The sequence below is a fragment of the Streptomyces sp. MS191 genome (genome assembly GCF_008042125.1).
Classification (GTDB): domain Bacteria; phylum Actinomycetota; class Actinomycetes; order Streptomycetales; family Streptomycetaceae; genus Streptomyces.
The window spans coordinates 44,132-60,335 of the sequence record NZ_RDBI01000003.1 but is presented as its reverse complement, the minus strand read 5'-3'; the positions used below and the strand labels follow the sequence as shown (position 1 = coordinate 60,335).

At 74.1% G+C, this 16,204-nt stretch carries 17 protein-coding genes; 8 read left to right on the top strand and 9 right to left on the bottom strand.

Annotation, left to right across the window (positions count from 1 at the left end):
- Positions 1–18: 18 nt before the first annotated feature.
- From EAO71_RS00855 to EAO71_RS37375, 4 genes are all read left to right on the top strand, one after another.
- On the top strand, positions 19–2,025 hold the full coding sequence (locus EAO71_RS00855) for a hypothetical protein (protein WP_147975838.1): 2,007 nt from the start codon (positions 19–21) through the stop codon (positions 2,023–2,025).
- Positions 2,026–2,295: 270 nt separating this feature from the next.
- A complete protein-coding gene (locus EAO71_RS00850; protein WP_261991923.1) occupies positions 2,296–3,147 on the top strand; it encodes an RNA polymerase sigma factor SigF in 852 nt (283 codons plus the stop codon).
- Positions 3,148–3,331: 184 nt separating this feature from the next.
- A complete protein-coding gene (locus tag EAO71_RS00845) occupies positions 3,332–3,766 on the top strand; it encodes an STAS domain-containing protein (protein WP_187282502.1) in 435 nt (144 codons plus the stop codon).
- Complete coding sequence (locus EAO71_RS37375) at positions 3,763–3,930, top strand: hypothetical protein (protein ID WP_187282501.1); 168 nt, start codon at positions 3,763–3,765, stop codon at positions 3,928–3,930. The genes EAO71_RS00845 and EAO71_RS37375 overlap by 4 nt, the downstream gene beginning before the upstream one ends.
- Before the next feature lie 121 nt (positions 3,931–4,051).
- On the opposite strand, the gene EAO71_RS00840 is transcribed toward EAO71_RS37375, so the two are convergent.
- The 3 genes from EAO71_RS00840 to EAO71_RS00830 form a co-directional block, all read right to left on the bottom strand.
- The gene (locus tag EAO71_RS00840; protein WP_147975822.1) at positions 4,052–4,423 is read right to left on the bottom strand and encodes a DoxX family protein; all 372 of its coding nucleotides are present in this window, start codon (positions 4,421–4,423) and stop codon (positions 4,052–4,054) included.
- Between the two features lie 334 nt (positions 4,424–4,757).
- Positions 4,758–4,970 (bottom strand): chaplin, encoded by a 213-nt coding sequence (locus EAO71_RS00835; protein ID WP_399753829.1) that lies wholly within the window; start codon positions 4,968–4,970, stop codon positions 4,758–4,760.
- A 237-nt stretch (positions 4,971–5,207) separates the two neighbouring features.
- On the bottom strand, positions 5,208–5,693 hold the full coding sequence (locus tag EAO71_RS00830; RefSeq protein ID WP_147975820.1) for a carboxymuconolactone decarboxylase family protein: 486 nt from the start codon (positions 5,691–5,693) through the stop codon (positions 5,208–5,210).
- A gap of 175 nt (positions 5,694–5,868) precedes the next feature.
- Between EAO71_RS00830 and EAO71_RS00825 the strand changes: the two genes are divergently transcribed.
- The 3 genes from EAO71_RS00825 (at position 5,869) to EAO71_RS00815 (ending at position 9,825) form a co-directional block, all read left to right on the top strand.
- Entirely contained in the window at positions 5,869–6,867 is a 999-nt protein-coding gene (locus EAO71_RS00825; RefSeq protein ID WP_147975819.1) for an RNA polymerase sigma-70 factor, read from the top strand.
- Between the two features lie 163 nt (positions 6,868–7,030).
- Positions 7,031–8,329, top strand: coding sequence for an NAD(P)/FAD-dependent oxidoreductase (locus tag EAO71_RS00820; RefSeq protein ID WP_147975818.1), 1,299 nt, complete (start codon positions 7,031–7,033; stop codon positions 8,327–8,329).
- Entirely contained in the window at positions 8,326–9,825 is a 1,500-nt protein-coding gene (locus EAO71_RS00815; protein ID WP_147975817.1) for a cryptochrome/photolyase family protein, read from the top strand. Before EAO71_RS00820 ends, EAO71_RS00815 begins: the two co-directional genes overlap by 4 nt.
- 86 nt (positions 9,826–9,911) lie before the next feature.
- Here EAO71_RS00815 and EAO71_RS00810 read toward each other — a convergent pair whose 3' ends face one another.
- Together EAO71_RS00810 and EAO71_RS00805 are read right to left on the bottom strand one after the other, a co-directional pair.
- Positions 9,912–10,097, bottom strand: a complete 186-nt coding sequence (locus EAO71_RS00810; protein ID WP_147975816.1) for a DUF6480 family protein — start codon at positions 10,095–10,097, stop codon at positions 9,912–9,914.
- A gap of 54 nt (positions 10,098–10,151) precedes the next feature.
- A complete protein-coding gene (locus EAO71_RS00805; protein ID WP_147975815.1) occupies positions 10,152–10,664 on the bottom strand; it encodes a DUF427 domain-containing protein in 513 nt (170 codons plus the stop codon).
- A 181-nt stretch (positions 10,665–10,845) separates the two neighbouring features.
- On the opposite strand from EAO71_RS00805, the gene EAO71_RS00800 reads away from it, so the two are divergent.
- Positions 10,846–11,289 carry an SRPBCC family protein gene (locus EAO71_RS00800; protein ID WP_147975814.1) on the top strand — a complete coding sequence of 148 codons (444 nt, stop codon included), beginning with the start codon at positions 10,846–10,848 and terminating at the stop codon, positions 11,287–11,289.
- A 77-nt stretch (positions 11,290–11,366) separates the two neighbouring features.
- Here the strand turns inward: EAO71_RS00800 and mmsB are convergent, their stop codons facing one another.
- From mmsB to EAO71_RS00780, 4 genes are read right to left on the bottom strand one after another with little or no spacing between them, the layout of a single operon-like run.
- A complete protein-coding gene (mmsB, locus tag EAO71_RS00795; protein ID WP_261991922.1) occupies positions 11,367–12,596 on the bottom strand; it encodes a multiple monosaccharide ABC transporter permease in 1,230 nt (409 codons plus the stop codon).
- A gap of 8 nt (positions 12,597–12,604) precedes the next feature.
- Positions 12,605–14,155, bottom strand: coding sequence for a multiple monosaccharide ABC transporter ATP-binding protein (gene mmsA, locus EAO71_RS00790; protein WP_410093927.1), 1,551 nt, complete (start codon positions 14,153–14,155; stop codon positions 12,605–12,607).
- A gap of 11 nt (positions 14,156–14,166) precedes the next feature.
- Entirely contained in the window at positions 14,167–15,276 is a 1,110-nt protein-coding gene (gene chvE / locus EAO71_RS00785) for a multiple monosaccharide ABC transporter substrate-binding protein (RefSeq protein ID WP_147975813.1), read from the bottom strand.
- Between the two features lie 3 nt (positions 15,277–15,279).
- A complete protein-coding gene (locus EAO71_RS00780; protein ID WP_261991925.1) occupies positions 15,280–16,197 on the bottom strand; it encodes a hypothetical protein in 918 nt (305 codons plus the stop codon).
- Positions 16,198–16,204 lie beyond the last annotated feature (7 nt).

Genomic DNA, 16,204 nt, shown 5'->3' with positions numbered 1-16,204 from the left:
ACCCACGCCGACACCGGCATATCCCCCCACCGGCCCACCCGTGTCGCGGCCGAGGCCGCGCTCGTCGAGCACTACCCCCGGCTCGTCCGGCTCGCCCACGTCATCCTGCCGTCGTCCCTCGGCCGGCACCGCCGCGTCCTCGCCGCGCACTCCCTGGTGCAGAAGTCCTTCTCGGGCGCGCGCCGTTCGGGGCAGGGGCGGCTGTCGCCCGGCCGGCGCGGCGGGGCGGAGCGGGTACCCGCCCAGCGCGGGGCGGAAGACCCGGCGCACGCCGCGGGCCCGGCGCCGGAGCGGCGGAGCACCGCGGGTGACGTCCACGGCTGGCTGCGGGAACAGGTCGTGGCCGCCGCACTGCACGCCGCCCGGCGCTCCTGGCGCCGGCCCCTCCTCCCACCGCTCCCCGCGGTGCTCGGCCTGCGGCTCTTCCCCCGGGCCGGCGAGGCCGGTGAACTCGCCCTGGAGCGCGTGCTCGCCCGCGAGACCCCCGAGGTACGGGCCGCGTTCGCCCTGTGCGCCCTCGAAGGGCTGTCCCCCCGGTCCGCCGCCGAACTGCTCGCCGCGGCGGGCGTCGCCGCGCCGGACACGGCCCTGCGCGGCGCCGAACGGGTGCGCGCCGCGACCGGCCCCGAAGCCGAATCGCTTCTCCTGGGGGCCGAGTTCGACCCCTGCACCGTGCAGACCCGGCCCACGGACCTGCTGGGCCGAAGGCGGCGGATCCGGCTCGCCGCACTCGCCGCGGCCGTCCTGCTCACCGCGGCCGCGGCCGCCACGGCCGCCCTCCGGCCGGCCGACGGGACCGGTCCGCCGGCCGCGCCCGTCCTCGCCGGCGCCCTCGCCCGCGCCGCCGACCCCGACCGGCTGGTGCGCGCCCCCGACGAGCGGTGGGCCGACACCGGGCGGGTCGACCTGACGGTCTGGCCCGCCCGCGGCCCGAGGACCAGGGACCGGGCTCTGCTCGCCCGGGCGCTCGACGCGTGGGTACGCGGCCCCGCCCGGCCCGGCGAGCCGGGACCCCGGCTCACCGCGACCCCGGACACCCCGGCGACACCGCCCACGGGACCGGTGCGGCTGCTGTACGCCGGCGTCGTCGACGGCGCGGCCGTGGTGCTGGTCCACGACGGCGTACGGCTGGCCCGCTACACCGAACCGCGGTCCGGACGAGGCGCGGCGAGGCTCGACCTCGCCCGGGCGGACGACGCCGACGTCACCACCGGCGCGGCCGTGGTGCTGGCCAGGTCGTCCGCCGGAGCCCGCTTCCTGCTCGCGCCCTGGATCGCCGAGGGCGCCGTACGCGACCTCCTGCGGCCGGACGTCCCGGCCGCGCGGCTCGGGGTCTCCCGGGACGGCGTCACGGATCCGGTCCCCCGCGCTTCCGCGGGCTGCGGCCCGCCGCCCGTGCTGCAACTGCGGTCGTCGGCACGGATCGTGGAGGACCACGCCTTCCTGCTGGCCGACCTCGGCGAACTCGCGCCCGTCCATCTGACCTGGACGCCGGCGCCCGGGACCGGAGCCCCCGCACGGCAGCCCCGGGAGGCGACCTCCGCCGCCGGACTGGGCGCCTGGGCCCGCTCGGCCTGTGCGCTGCCCGCGCTGCGCGGCAGCGGGGTCCGCGCCGTGAACCGGTGGGAGTTCGCCCGGCAGCAGCTGCCCGAAGGCGCCGGCGCGGCCACCTGGACCTGTACGCGCGCCGACAGCTGGACGGGGCACGGCCGGGTGGACGTGGCCTTCGAGGACCCGGCGGGCCGCGCCCGGCCGGTGGCCGGCACGGCACCTCGGGGGGCGGACACGGCGGCCTGCGGCCGGTTCGGCCAGCACCTGCTCGCCGGCACGTACTGGACCGCGCCGTCGGGTGCCGGCTACTACCTCGCCGCGGGCAGCCGGCGGCTCACCGGGGTCGCCGCCGAGGGCGCCGTGTCCGCCGCCGTACGCGGCCCCGTGCTGGCCGTGCGCACGTCCGCGCGCGGTCCGGTGCGGCTCACCGGCAGGTTGTCCGACGGCGGCGAACTCCGCGGCTGGGGAGGCTGATCCGGCTCACCGGATGGCTCCCGCGCCGGTCGCGACGGCCCGGTCCGGGGCCGCCGCGACGGCCGGTCGGGCCCGAACGGGGCCGGCCGCGTCGCGCACGACCGCTGCTCCCGCGGAGGCCCGTGGGGTGCGATCCGGCCGGGGAGGGCCCCGTTCGCGGAGCCCGCGACGGCCGCCCCGAAACGTCGGGCATGCGCCCGGGACGGCGGGGTAGGCGCCCCGTCCTGCCGGGAAGACGAGCCACGCCACGGACAGAAGGAGGTCATCGACGTGCCGACCGCGGTGCCGACGGAGACGAGGACGGCTGCCGAGACCGGGGCGGGAGGGCTCCCCGTCGTCGAAGCCCCGGACAAGCTCGTCCCGAAGGACGCGCGCGAGTTGTCCAAGGTGTTCTTCGCGCGGCTCGCGGAACTGGAGGAGGGGACGCCCGAGCACCAGTACGTCCGCACCACGTTGATCGACATGAACATGTCTCTGGTGTCCTACGCGGCGGGCAGGTTCCGCTCGCGGGGCGACGAGCGCGAGGACATCGTGCAGGTCGGCGCGATCGGCCTGATCAAGGCGATCGACCGCTTCGACCTGACGCGCGAGGTGCAGTTCGCCTCCTTCGCCGTCCCCTACATCGTCGGCGAGATCAAGCGCCACTACCGGGACACCTCCTGGGCCGTGCACGTGCCCCGCCGGCTCCAGGAGGCGCGCGTCGAGCTGGCGAAGGCGGCGGAGGAGCTCGGCGGCCGCCTCGGCCGGTCGCCTCGGGTGACCGAACTGGCGGAACACATGGGCCTCACCGAGGAGGAGGTCGTCGAGGCGCGTCTCGCGTCCAACGGCTACACCTCGATGTCGCTGGACGCCGCCATCGGCGACGACGAGGAGGACGACGTCTCGCTGGCCCACTTCATCGGCGTGCAGGACCACGCGGTCGAGCTCTTCGAGGACTTCCACACCCTCGCGCCCCTGCTGGAGCGCCTCGGCGAGCGGGACCGGCGCCTGCTGCACCTGCGGTTCGTGGAGGAGCTGACGCAGTCGGAGATAGGGGAGCGGCTCGGCGTCTCCCAGATGCAGGTCTCCCGGCTGCTCGCCCGCAACCTGGCGCGGCTCCGGGAGGGAATGCTGGCCCGCTGAGGTCCGCCCCGCGATCCCCGGCGCCCACCGCGGACGGCGGGACGGCCCTCGGCCGTTCCGTGCGCCGGACCGCCGGATGCGGAGTTGGCTCGGACGGGTGACGGATTACCCCCGCACGTGCGCAATGCCGTTCCGCAGGGGTGAAGCACCGTGCCGGACACCGGGGGACGCCGGTTGGAGGGGCGTGAGCACCGCAAACAACCCTCCGATACTGACCACTCCCGCCGCCCCCACGGGTCAGGGACCTCTCGAGCAGGGCGCGGACGCCGCGCCGTGCGTCATAAGCGTCCGGTCCTGCAGCACGTACGACGGGGACACCCTGCGGGTCGCACTCCACGGTGAGGTCGACCACCTCAGCGCGGGGCCGCTCCGCGTGCTGCTGGCCGTGGCCTCGGCCTACGGCTGCCGCCGCCTCGTCCTCGACACCTCGCTCGTCACCTTCGCGGACTCCGCCCTGCTGCGGATCCTGCGAGGCTGGACGGCGGAGGGCCGGCGGCTGCGCCTGACCGGCGTCACACCGGCGATGGAACGCCTCCGGGCGGCTGCCTGGGGCGCACCGCCGACCCGGCGCGCCGGACGCGCCCCGATCGGGAAGGGGATCGTCGGGGAGGGGGCGTGACCTTCTCCCTGCTCGTCCTCGTCCCCTGTCTGCTGGCGGTCCTCCTGCTGCGAGGAGAGTCCGCGGAGCAGCGGCCCCCGCGCCGGCGCCGGCGGCGACGCCGCTCCGGACGACGGGCCGCGGTGACGCGATCGGGGGTGGTCCGCAGGCGGGCGTTCCCCTGAACGGTCCGATCCGTTCCGTCGCGTACGACAGAGGCCCCGGGGCCACACCTGSCAGGTGTGGCCCCGGGGCCTCTCGCCGTCGTTCCCGGCGCGGCCGTTCCGGCTCGCGCGGCGGCGGCGTTCAGTCCTCGTGGCGGGCCGCTTTCCTGGCCCACAGGATCAGCGGGATCTGGAGCGGGAGCCGGGCGTAGGCGGCGGTCCGGGCCGCGGCGGAGCGGTCGCGCCAGTCGTACGCCATCTTCACGTTGGCCGGGAACACGGCCGCGAAGAACAGGGCCGTCGCGCGGGCGCTCGCCCGGCGCGTCCCCGGGAACGCGAGCCCGGCGGCCAGGGCGAGCTCGGCGACCCCGCTCGCCTGCGTCCACGCCCTGGGGCTGCCGGGCAGCGCGCGAGGGACGGTCGCGTCGAACCGGCGGGGCGCGACGAAGTGGGCGGTGCCGGCGGCGGCCAGCAGACCGGCGAGCAGAAGGGCGGGGCGGGCGGACCGAGGCATGGAGCTCCTCCGGGTCGGACGGAACAGACGAGTTACCGGTTACCGGGGAGTAAGTATGCCTGGAGATCGCTCCCCGCGGGACCCGGGCGGCGGGTATCCCCCGTCACCCCGGGGCGCCGCGGCCCGGCGGTCTCCGCACGGGGAAGAGGGGCCCGTGAGGGGTCACTTCGCGTCGAGGAATCTTCCGAACGGCTCCCGCGCGGGAGGAACGGAGTCCGCGCCCGCGCCGGGGTGCCCCGTGGGGCGGGGGAACGGTGCTGGTCGTCCCCTCCGCCCCACGCGGCGTCCGCTCAGCCCGGCGCGCCGTCCTGGAGCCGGCGACCGGAGCGGGGCGTCAGTGGTTGACGCAGGCGTTGCCGAACGCGGGGTTCAGCAGACCGATCACGGTGACGGTGTTGCCGCACAGGTTCACCGGCACGTGGACCGGCGCCTGGACGACGTTGCCCGACGCCACGCCGGGGGAGTGGGCCGCGACGGCCCCGGCCCCGGAGTCGGCCATCGCTGCCGACGAACCGCCGACGACGACGGCTCCGGCGGCCAGGGCCATGCCCGCGGTCTTCAGTACGTGCTGCATACGAGACGCACCTTTCCTCTGATTCCGACCCGCTCGGTCCCGAGCGGGGGAGGACCGGTGGCCGGTCCTCCGCCCGCTGGTTCGCCGCGAGCCGGCCCGCGGGTTGGTCCCGGCCTCGTTCTTCACCCGATGAGGTGAGCGGGAGCGACGGGAAGAGTACGGGTGTTCGGGGAAAGGGCGCTCCGGGCGGTTCGGGTGCGCCCCGCCGCGTCAGCTCGTCGCGGCGGCGAACATGCCGGGCTCGTAGGAACCGCCCCGCTGGTGCACGATCACGGCCAGCCGGTTGGCCGCGTTGATCAGCGCGACCAGGCAGACGAGGGCGGCCACCTGGTCGTCGTCGTAGTGCTCGCGCACCCGCGCCCAGGTCTCGTCGGACACGCCGTCGTGGGCGTCGGCGAGCCGGCTGCCCTCCTCGGCGAGTGCCAGCGCGGCCTGCTCGGCCTCGGTGAACACGGTCGACTCGCGCCAGGCGGCGACCAGGTTCAGCCGGACCGCGCTCTCGCCGGCCGCCGCGGCCTCCTTGGTGTGCATGTCGATGCACCAGCCGCAGCCGTTGATCTGGCTGGCGCGCAGGGACACCAGCTCCTGCGTGGACGAGGGCAGCGACGACCGGTGGATCACCAGACCGGCACCGGCGAACTGCTTGGCGAACCTGGCGGAGACCTTGTTGTCGAAAAGGTCGAAGCGTGCGTCCATGACGTCGTCCTCACTCGTGCGGTGGTGGCGCTGACGAACACGAGATGCCGCCGCCCCGCACCGTGTGACGCCGCGCCGATGTGACCTGTGCCACCGTGCTCGGATGTCACGGAAACGGGTCGGGCGGCGTCTTGTGAGCGAGGCAGGGGCCACAGCGCACAGTGAGGAGAATCCGGTGACCGCCGAGCGCAGCGAGCACACGCAGGACACGCGGGACACCCGCGGGGCCCGGGACGGGCAGGCCCCCCGGGAGCCGCGGGACGTCGGCGGACGGCCCGACGGCGACACGCGTACGGACCGGGCGACCGACGCCTTCGTCACCCATCGCAACCTGCTGTTCACGGTCGCCTACGAGATGCTCGGCTCGGCCGCCGACGCGGAGGACGTCCTCCAGGAGACCTGGCTGCGGTGGATCGGCGTCGACCTCGACGAGGTGCGCGACCAGCGCGCCTACCTGGTCCGGATCACCACGCGCCAGGCACTCACCCGGCTGCGGACGCTCGGCCGCCGCAAGGAGTCCTACGTCGGGACCTGGCTGCCCGAGCCGCTGCTGACCACCCCGGACGTGGCCGAGGACGTCGAACTGGCCGACAGCGTCTCGATGGCGATGCTGCTCGTGCTGGAGACCCTCGGGCCGACCGAGCGGGCGGTGTTCGTCCTGCGCGAGGTGTTCGACCTCGGATACGACGAGATCGCCGAAGCCGTCGACAAGACCCCCGCCGCCGTGCGCCAGATCGCGCACCGGGCACGGGCCCACGTCGCCGCGCGCCGGCCCCGTGAGGTGGTGTCCGCCGCGGAGACCCGGCACGCGCTCGACGCCTTCCGGCGGGCGACCGAGACCGGCGACCTCCAGAGCCTGCTCGACCTCCTCGCACCGGACGTCGTGCTCATGGGCGACGGCGGCGGCGTCAAGAGGGCCGTCCTGCGGCCGGTCGTCGGGGCGGACAAGGTCGCCCGGCTGATGATCGGGGGGCTCGGCAAGCTCGCGGGGCAGGAGATGCTGCTGCGCCCGGCCGAGGTGAACGGCTACCCGGCGCTGGTCTTCCGGCTCGACGGCGCGCTCGACACCGTCGTGGCCCTGCGCATCGAGGACGGACTCATCACCGGGCTCTACGCCGTCCGCAACCCCGAGAAGCTGTCGCACATGGACCGCGAGACCGCCCTGAGCCGGTGAGGCGCCGGGCCGGGGCGGCACCCCCGGGTGGCCGCGCCGCACGGACGAGTGCACCTCGGCCCGGGTCCGGGGACGGGCGGCGCGCCCTGCCCCGGAGGGCGGAGCGCCCCGCGTAACGTGACGGCCCGGAGAACGGCCGACCCGGCGAGGAGTGACGACGTTCATGGGGCAGAGGGATGGCGGCGACGACGTACTGGTCGTCGGAGCGGGAGCCGCCGGACTGGCCTGCGCGGCCGACCTGGTCGCCGGCGGTCTCCGCGTGAGCCTGCTGGAGACCGCCGGCACGGTGGGCGGCCGGATGCGCACCGACCGCGTCGCGGGCTTCACCGTCGACCGCGGATTCCAGGTGTTCAACACCGCGTACCCGCAGGTGAAGCGGCGCCTGGACCTACGGGCCCTGCGGCTGCGGCCGTTCACACCCGGCGTGCTCGTGCACACCGACGACGGGCCGCGCCGCTTCACCGACCCCACCCGACGCCTCCGCGAGAGCCGCGACCTGCTGCCCGGCAGGCTCGCCTCGACCCGCGACCTGATCGCCCTGGGCGCGCTGTCCGCCCGTGACCTGCTGGCGCCTGCCCGGTACCTGCGGACCCGGCCCGACACCACCACGCTCACCGCGCTGGCCGACGCCGGCGTCTCGCCCGACCTCGTGGAGACCTTCTTCCGGCCGTTCCTGTCCGGGGTGTTCCTGGAGGACGAGTTGGAGACCTCCGCCCGCTTCTTCCACCTCGTCTGGCGGACCATGCTGCGCGGCACCCTGTGCCTGCCCGCCGAGGGCATCGGCGCCGTCCCCGCACAGCTCGCCTCCGGGCTGCCCCCCGGAGTCCTGCGCACCGGGCTGCCGGTCGCCTCGCTCACCGACCGGGGCGTGACACTGGCCGACGGCAGCGAACTCGCCGCCCGCGCGGTCGTCGTCGCCACCGGCCAACGCGCCGCCGCCCGGCTGCTCCCCGGCCTGGACGTGCCGAGCGGCCGCGTCGTCACCACGCTTTACCACGCGGCGGAACGCTCCCCCCTGCCCGAGCCGACCCTGGTGGTCGACGCGCGGCGCCGCTTCCTCAACTCCTGCGTCCTCACCGAGGTGCACCGCGGCTTCGCGACGGACGGCCGGGCACTGGTGTCGACCTCCGTCCTCGGGGACCCGGACCCGGAGCAGGAGGCGGCCGTCCGGGCGGCCCTCGCCGAGGTCTACGACACCGACACCCGCTCCTGGGAACCGGTCCACCGCGTCGTCGTCCACGACGCGCTGCCCGCCATGCCGCCGCCCCTCCCGCTGTCGCGCACCACCCGCTTCGCGCCCGGCCGGTACGTCTGCGGCGACCACCGGGCCACGGGCTCGCTCCAGGGCGCCCTGGCCTCCGGGGCCCGAGCGGCACGCGAGGTCCTGGCCGACCTGCGGCGGCGTCCCCCCGCGACCGGGCCCGCGGCGCTCGCCGCCCCCGCGCCGCCGAACCCGGCATGACGGCGACGCACTGGCTGTTCGGCGACCAGCTGGGCCCGCACTTCACGGCCACGGCGGCCGGCGGCACCCCCCGCGGCACGGACTGGCTGATCATCGAGGCGCGTTCCGTCTTCCGCCGGCGCCGCTTCCACCGCGCCAAGGCCCATCTGCTGCTCAGCGCGATGCGGCACCGTGCCGCGGAACTCGGCGCCCACGCCCGCTACGTACGGGCCGAGACGTACCGGGCCGGCCTCGCCGAGGCCGTCGGGGACACGCCCGTCAGCGTCCACCACCCGACCTCGCGCGCCGCGCTCCGCCTGCTCGACGCCCTGCCGCAGGTGACGGTCCACCCGGCCCGCGGATTCCTCGTCGACCGGCGGGACTTCGCCCGCTGGGCGGCCGACCACGCCCCGCGGCGGCTGCGGCAGGAGGACTTCTACCGCTGGGTGCGGACCGAGCACCGCATCCTGATGGACGGGCCGGACCCCGCCGGCGGGCGGTGGAACCACGACCACGACAACCGGCAGCCGCCGCCCGCGGGAGCCCGCCGCCTCGACGTGAAGCCCCCGTACCGGCCGCGGGAGGACGCGATCGACGAGGAGGTCCGCGCCGATCTGGACCGCTGGGAGCGCGAGGAAGGGATCTCCTTCGTCGGACGCGACGGACCCCGGACCTTCCCCGCGACCCGGCGCGAGGCCCTGGCCGCGCTCGACCACTTCGTACGGGACCGCCTGGCCTCGTTCGGCCCCCACGAGGACGCCGTGCTGGCCGAGGACCCCGTCATGAGCCACAGTCTGCTCTCCTCCTCGCTCAACCTGGGTCTGCTGTCGCCCCGGGAGTGCGTGGCCCGCGCCGAGGAGGCGTGGCGGGACGGCGAGGTGCCGCTCAACAGCGCCGAGGGCTTCATCCGCCAGATCTGCGGCTGGCGCGAGTACGTCTGGCAGCTGTACTGGCACTTCGGCGAGGACTACCGGCACGCCAACGCACTCGGCCACACGGAACCGCTCCCGCGCTGGTTCCTCGAACTCGACGCCGACGCCGTCGAGGCGCGCTGCCTGGCCACGGTGCTCGCCCAGGTACGGGACACCGGCTGGACCCACCACATCCCCCGGCTGATGGTGCTCGGCAGCCACGCCCTGCAGTACGGCTGGGATCCCGCGGCGGTCACCGACTGGTTCCACCGCAGCTTCGTCGACGGCTACGACTGGGTGATGCTGCCCAACGTGGTGGGCATGTCCCAGTACGCCGACGGCGGCCGGATGACGACCAAGCCGTACACCTCGGGCGGCGCGTACCTGAACCGGATGAGCGACCTCTGCGGACCCTGCCGGTACCGGCCCACGGCCCGCACCGGGGACGACGCCTGCCCGTTCACGGTCGGATACTGGTCCTTCCTCCACCGGCACCGCGAGCGGCTGGCCGCCAACGGCCGCACGGCCCGGGCCGTACGCGGTCTGGGCCGTCTCGACGACCTGCCCGAGGTGCTGGGGCTGGCGGCGGAGCGCCGTACACCCTGAGGGCCCGGCGGCGCGGACGCACCCTCACCGGTCCGGACGAGCCGGTGCCAGGCCCACAGGAGTGCGGGCTCACCGGAGTGCCGGGCTCACAGGACGGAGGCACGGGCGGCGAACAGGGCCGCGAGCGCCAGCGCGCCGATCACGATCAGGGCGAGGAAGACCCGGGGGTGCTCCCACGGACCGCCGTCCGGCCGCTCCGGATGCGCCTCGGCGATGCTGCCCTCGACGGGCGGGGTCTCCTCGGGCTTCACCAGGGGATGGATCGTCGCCATGATTTCCTCCACGGTGTGTGCTCTGCCAGGGACGGAACGTTCCGGGTGCGCGGGTCACCACCCCGCGCTGCCGGGGACCCCCTTGAAGGGCCCGGAGATCTCCTCGGTGATCCAGCCGCCGTAGAAGTCGCCCGGCTGGGCCCGCACCCGCTCCCCGTCGACGGTGCACAGGTCGACGCGGCCCGGGTAGAACGCGAGGTGCCCGGTGAGGGCGGTGTAGCCGGGCAGCGGGTCCTCGTAGCTCCACGCCACGTCCGGCACCACGAGCCCTTCGGCCCGTAGACTCCAGTACACCGCCGGACCCTTCCACTCGCAGAAGGTCGCACGCGCGGACCGGGCCAGCAGGTCGACGCGGACGTCGGCGCGCGGGACGTAGAACACCGGCGGATGGCTGGTCTCCAGGACGCGCAGGGAGTGGTGGGTGTCCGCGAGGATCACGCCACCGTGCCGGACGGTCACCCGGCGGGTGTCGCGTGCCACCCTCGGCGGACGCGGGTAGTCCCACACCGACTCCCGCGGCCGCGCGCCGCGACCCGTCTCCGGGCCGTCCCCGCCGATCGCCGTCATGTCCCGCCCTTCCCTCCTGCTCGGCACGCTCTCACGCTCTCTTCGGCGACGCGGGCGGCCGGGGATGCACCTCGTGCCCGCGGATCGCATCCGCGAGCCCGGTCCGAGCGGAAGGAACGTCGTCAGGCGGTGTGACAGCGAGCGGACGGGGCCCCCGGGCCCCGGGCGGGAGGCAGAGGCAGTGATCAAGGTGGAGCGGAGTTTCCTCGTCGCCCTTCCCCGGGACGAGCTGGTCGCCTATCTGGAGGACTTCGGGCACACCGAGAGCTGGGACCCCGGGACGGTGCGCTGTGTCCGGACCGACGACGGCCCGCTCCGGCCGGGCGCGACCTGGCGCAACACCTCGCGCTTCCGCGGACGGACGACCGAGCTGGAGTACCGGCTGGTCGGCAGCGACCCCGACCGGCTCGAGTTCGTCGGCGAGAACAAGACCGTGACCGCGCACGACGAACTCCTCTTCGAGGCCCGGTCTCCGGCCGTCACCCGGCTGACCTACCGGGCGTCGCTGCGGTTCAAGGGGCTCGCCCGGCTCGCCACGCCCTTCCTGCGGACGGAGTTCGAGCGGCTCGCGGACGAGGTGGTGGAGCGGCTTCCGGCGGCGGTCGCCGAGCGCGGCGCGGCCTGAGGACCGTACCGGCGGACGCGGACCGGCCGTGTGCCGCACCCACCCCGGGTGCGGCACACGGCCGCGCGGCACGCTCCCTACCGCCCCGCGCGCCGCTTGTTCCAGACGTCGAAGCCGACCGCGGCGAGCAGTACCAGTCCCTTGATCACCTGCTGGTAGTCGGTGCCGATACCGACCAGCGACATGCCGTTGTTGAGCACGCCCAGCACCAGGCCGCCGATGACGGCGCCCTGCACCGTGCCGACGCCGCCGCTCATGGACGCGCCGCCGATGAACGCCGCGGCGATCGCCTCCAGTTCGAAGTTGAGGCCCGCCTGCGGCGTCCCCGCGTTGAGCCGCGCCGCGTAGACGCAGCCCGCCAGCGCCGCCAGGACCCCCATGTTCACGAAGACCAGGAAGGTGACCCGGCGGTCCTTGACGCCCGAGAGCTTCGCGGCCGCCTTGTTCCCGCCGAGCGCGTACACGTGCCGGCCCACGACCGCGTTGCGCATCACGTACCCGAGACCGACCAGCAGCACGCACATGATCAGCATCACCACCGGCACCCCGTGGAAACTGGCCAGGGTGAGGGTGAAGGCGACGATCGCCGCCGTCATCGCCACGCACTTCAGCGCCCACAGCCCGGCGGGCAGCGGCTCCAGCTCGTACGCCTCCTGCCGCCTGCGGTCACGCCATTCGCGCAGCAGCAGGAAGACGACGGCGACGAGACCGAGGAGCAGGGTCGGGTTGTGGTACTGCGTGTACGGGCCCGTCTCGGGGATGAAGCCCTTGGCGATGTTCTGGAAGCCGTCGGGGAACGGCGCCAGCGAACGGCCCTCCAGGAAGATCTGGGTCAGCCCCCGGAACAGCAGCATCCCGGCGAGCGTGACGATGAACGACGGGATGCCGAGGTAGGCGATGAAGAATCCCTGCCAGGCCCCCGCGACGGCGCCGACCAGCAGCGACAGCACCAGGGCGAGCACCCACGGCATGTCGTGCCTGACCATCATCACGGCGGACAGCGCCCCGACGAACGCGGCCAGGGAACCCACGGAGAGGTCGATGTGGCCCGCGATGATGACGATCATCATGCCCATGGCCAGGATGAGGATGTAGCTGTTCTGCTGGATCAGGTTGGAGACGTTGTTGGGCAGCAGCAGGGTGCCGTCGGTCCATATCTGGAACAGGACGACGAGGAAGACGAGCGCGACGAGCATGCCGTACTGACGCATGTTCGCCCGGACGCCGCGGAGCAGCAGCGCACCGGAGGACGGGCGTTCGGGCCGGGCCGGCGCGGTGTCCCGCGCGGAGGGGGTCGTGGTGGTCATGGCGGGCCTCAGCTCCTGCTCACGGTCATGGTCATGTGGCGCATCAGGGTTTCCTGGGTGGCCTCGTCGCGGGTGACCTCGCCGGTCAGCCGGCCCTCGGCCATCGTGTAGATCCGGTCGCACATCCCCAGCAGCTCGGGCAGCTCCGAGGAGATGAGCAGCACGGCCTTGCCCTGCGCCGCGAGCCGGTCGACGACGGTGTAGATCTCGTACTTCGCCCCGACGTCGATGCCGCGCGTCGGCTCGTCCAGGATCAGCACCCTGGGGTCGGCGTGGATCCACTTGCTCAGGACGACCTTCTGCTGGTTGCCGCCGGAGAGCCTGCCGACCTGCTCCAGCACGGTCGGCGTCTTGATGTTCATGGCGGACCGGTAGGTCTCGGCGACCTTCCGTTCCTGGTGCTGGTCGACGACGCCGTGCCGCCGCAGGGACGGCAGGGAGGCCAGCGAGATGTTGCGGTGGACGGTGTCGTCGAGGTGGAGGCCGTAGCGTTTGCGGTCCTCGGTGACGTAGGCGAGACCGGCCGCGATGGCGGCCGGGACGGTTCCGGTGGCCGCCTCCCGCCCGTCGACCTCCACGGTGCCGGCGACGTGGCGGCCGTACGAGCGGCCGAAGACCGACATCGCGAGCTCCGTGCGGCCGGCGCCCATCAGCCCGGCGATCCCGACGATCTCCCCCCGCCGTACGGTCAGCGACACGTCGTCGACGACCTTGCGCCGGCGGTCGACCGGATGCCGCACGGTCCAGCCGCGCACCGCGAGCGCCACCCGGTCGGCGTCCTCGCCCGGGTAGGGCGTGCGGTCCGGGAAGCGGTGGTCGAGGTCGCGTCCCACCATCCCGCGGATGATCCGGTCCTCCGACACCTCCGGTTCGGCGTCCGGGGCCGTGCGGACGGGCAGCGTCTCGACGGTCCGGCCGTCCCGCAGGACGGTCACCGTGTCGGCGATCCGCCGGATCTCGTTCAGCTTGTGCGAGATGACGACGCAGGCGACGCCCTGGTCGCGCAACTCCAGGATGAGGGCGAGCAGATGCGCGCTGTCCTCGTCGTTGAGGGCGGCCGTGGGCTCGTCGAGGATGAGCAGGCGCACCTCCTTCGACAGCGCCTTGGCGATCTCCACCAGCTGCTGCCGCCCCACGCCGAGGTCGGCGACGGGCGTGTGCGGATGCTCGCGCAGTCCGACCCGCGCGAGCAGGCGCTGGGCGCCGTGCAGGGTGGCGTTCCAGTCGACGACTCCGCGCCGGGCCCGCTCGTTGCCGAGGTGGATGTTCTCCGCGATCGACAGGTGCGGCACCAGCGCCAGTTCCTGATGGATGATCACGATGCCCCGACGCTCGGCGTCGCGGATGTCGCGGAAGGACACCGGTTCGCCCTCGAAGAGGACGTCGCCCTCGTAACTCCCCTGCGGATGGACGCCGCTGAGCACCTTCATCAGGGTCGACTTGCCCGCGCCGTTCTCCCCGCACAGGGCGTGGACCTCGCCGGCCCGCACGGTCAGGTGCACGTCGCTGAGCGCCGTGACACCGGGGAAGGACTTGGTGATCCCGCGCATCTCCAGCACGGGCGGCCGGGTCACGAGAGCTGTCCCGCGGTGAAGTAGCCCTCGCGGACCAGGAGACCGGTGTTGGTCCGGTCGATGCTCACCGGGTCGAGCAGGTACGAGGGGACGGTCTTCCGGCCGTTGTCGTAGTCCTTGACGTTGTTGACCTCGGGCTTCCTGCCGTTCAGGACGGCGTCGCCCATGGCCACCGCCTGGGCGGCGAGCTTGCGGGTGTCCTTGAAGACCGTCTGCGTCTGCTCGCCGCGGATGATGGACTTCACCGAGGCCAGCTCCGCGTCCTGCCCGGTGACGACCGGCAGCGGCCGGTCCGGGGTGCCGTAACCGGCGCTCTTGAGGGCGGAGATGATCCCGATGGAGATGCCGTCGTAGGGGGAGAGGACCGCGTCGACGCTCTCCTCGCCGTAGTTCTTGCTGATCAGGTCGTCCATCCGCTTCTGGGCGGTGCCGCCGTCCCAGCGCAGGGTGGTGGCCTGGTTCATCCTGGTCTGGCCGCTGCGGACGACGAGCTGCCCGCTGTCGAGGTAGGGCTGGAGCACCTTGACGGCGCCGCTCCAGAAGTACCGGGTGTTGTTGTCGTCGGGGGAGCCCGCGAAGAGTTCGATGTCGTACGGCTTGCCGCCGCCCTTCGCCGGGGAACCGAGCCCGAGGCGCTCCACGATGTAGCGGGCCTCCAGTTCACCGACCCGCTCGTTGTCGAAGGAGGCGTAGTAGTCGACGTTCGGGGTGCCCATGATCAGCCGGTCGTACGAGATCACCGGGATGCCCGCGTCGTGGGCGCGCTGGAGGACCTCGGTGAGCGCCGAGCCGTCGATCGCGGCGATCACCAGCAGCCGGCGCCCCTTGGTGATCATGTTCTCGATCTGGGCGATCTGGTTCTCGACCTTGTCGTCGCCGTACTGCAGGTCGGTGTCGTAGCCGGCCTTGCGGAACTGCTTCGCCATGTTCTCGCCGTCGGCGATCCAGCGCTCCGAGGACTTGGTCGGCATCGCGAGGCCGATCGTGCCGCCCTTGCCCGCGTCGGGCCGGTAGCGGCTGCCGCCGCGGGCCTCCTGGCCGCAGGCGGTGAGGGTGAGGAGGAGCAGGGCGGCGAGGGAGGCCGCCCCGAGCGTGCGGGTGCGCATGTGTCAGTTCCCTTCGGGGGTGGGAAAGCGCCGGAGTGTGCCGGGCAGCCGGGAGCCGAGCGGCGACATGCCGCCGTCGGCGCCGTGCCGGGCCAGCAGGTCGAGGACGAGCCGCCCGCGGCGGACGCGCTCGCGGGCGGTCGCCAGGGCGTGCTCGCGCAACTGGGCGCCGTACGGGTAGATCCCGGCCGCTCTGCTCAGACCGAACTTGAGGTACAGCGGCGCGCCGCGCCGGACCAGTTCGGCCACCTCGTACATCCGCACGTGCCCGCCGAGGTCGTCGGGCGCCTCCACGTACAGGTCCATGGGGGCCCGGCTGACCCGCCGGATCTCGGTCAGATGGGTGAGGGCGAGATCGGAGGGGATGTTGAGCGAGTCGGCGCCCAGCCGCTCGAACACGGCGTACGAGGCCGGGTTGACCGGCCCGATCAGCGCGGAGACCTTGAACGTGGTGTCGGCGGGGAGCACGCCCGCCGTGCGCAGCCGGTGCAGCGTCCAGAGGACCCCCTCGTCGGCGACCAGCAGACAGCGCACGCCGAGCCCGGTGGCGCGCACCGCGTCCTCGACGCAGCCGGCCAGCGCGTCGTGGCCGCGGGCCCGCGGTCCCGCACCACCGGAGTCGGTGCGGGTGGCCGCGCCGATGTCCCAGGTGCCGCGGGGACCGGTGAACAGGCAGAGTTCCACCGAGCGTTCGGCGCACGCCTGCACCATCTCGGTGATCTCGTCGTCCGTGAGCATCCAGACGCCGCTGCCCTGGCTGACCCGGTGGACGGGCAGGCCGAGCCGAGTGCTCTCCTCCAGCACGACGGCGAGCGCCTCCGGTCCCTCGACGGACGGGATCTCCGTACGCCAGGCGCCGCCGTCGGGGAAGCGGTGCGGGGAGGCGTCCTCGGGCGAGGCCGCGGGGGAGGGGTGGTCGATCCGCGCG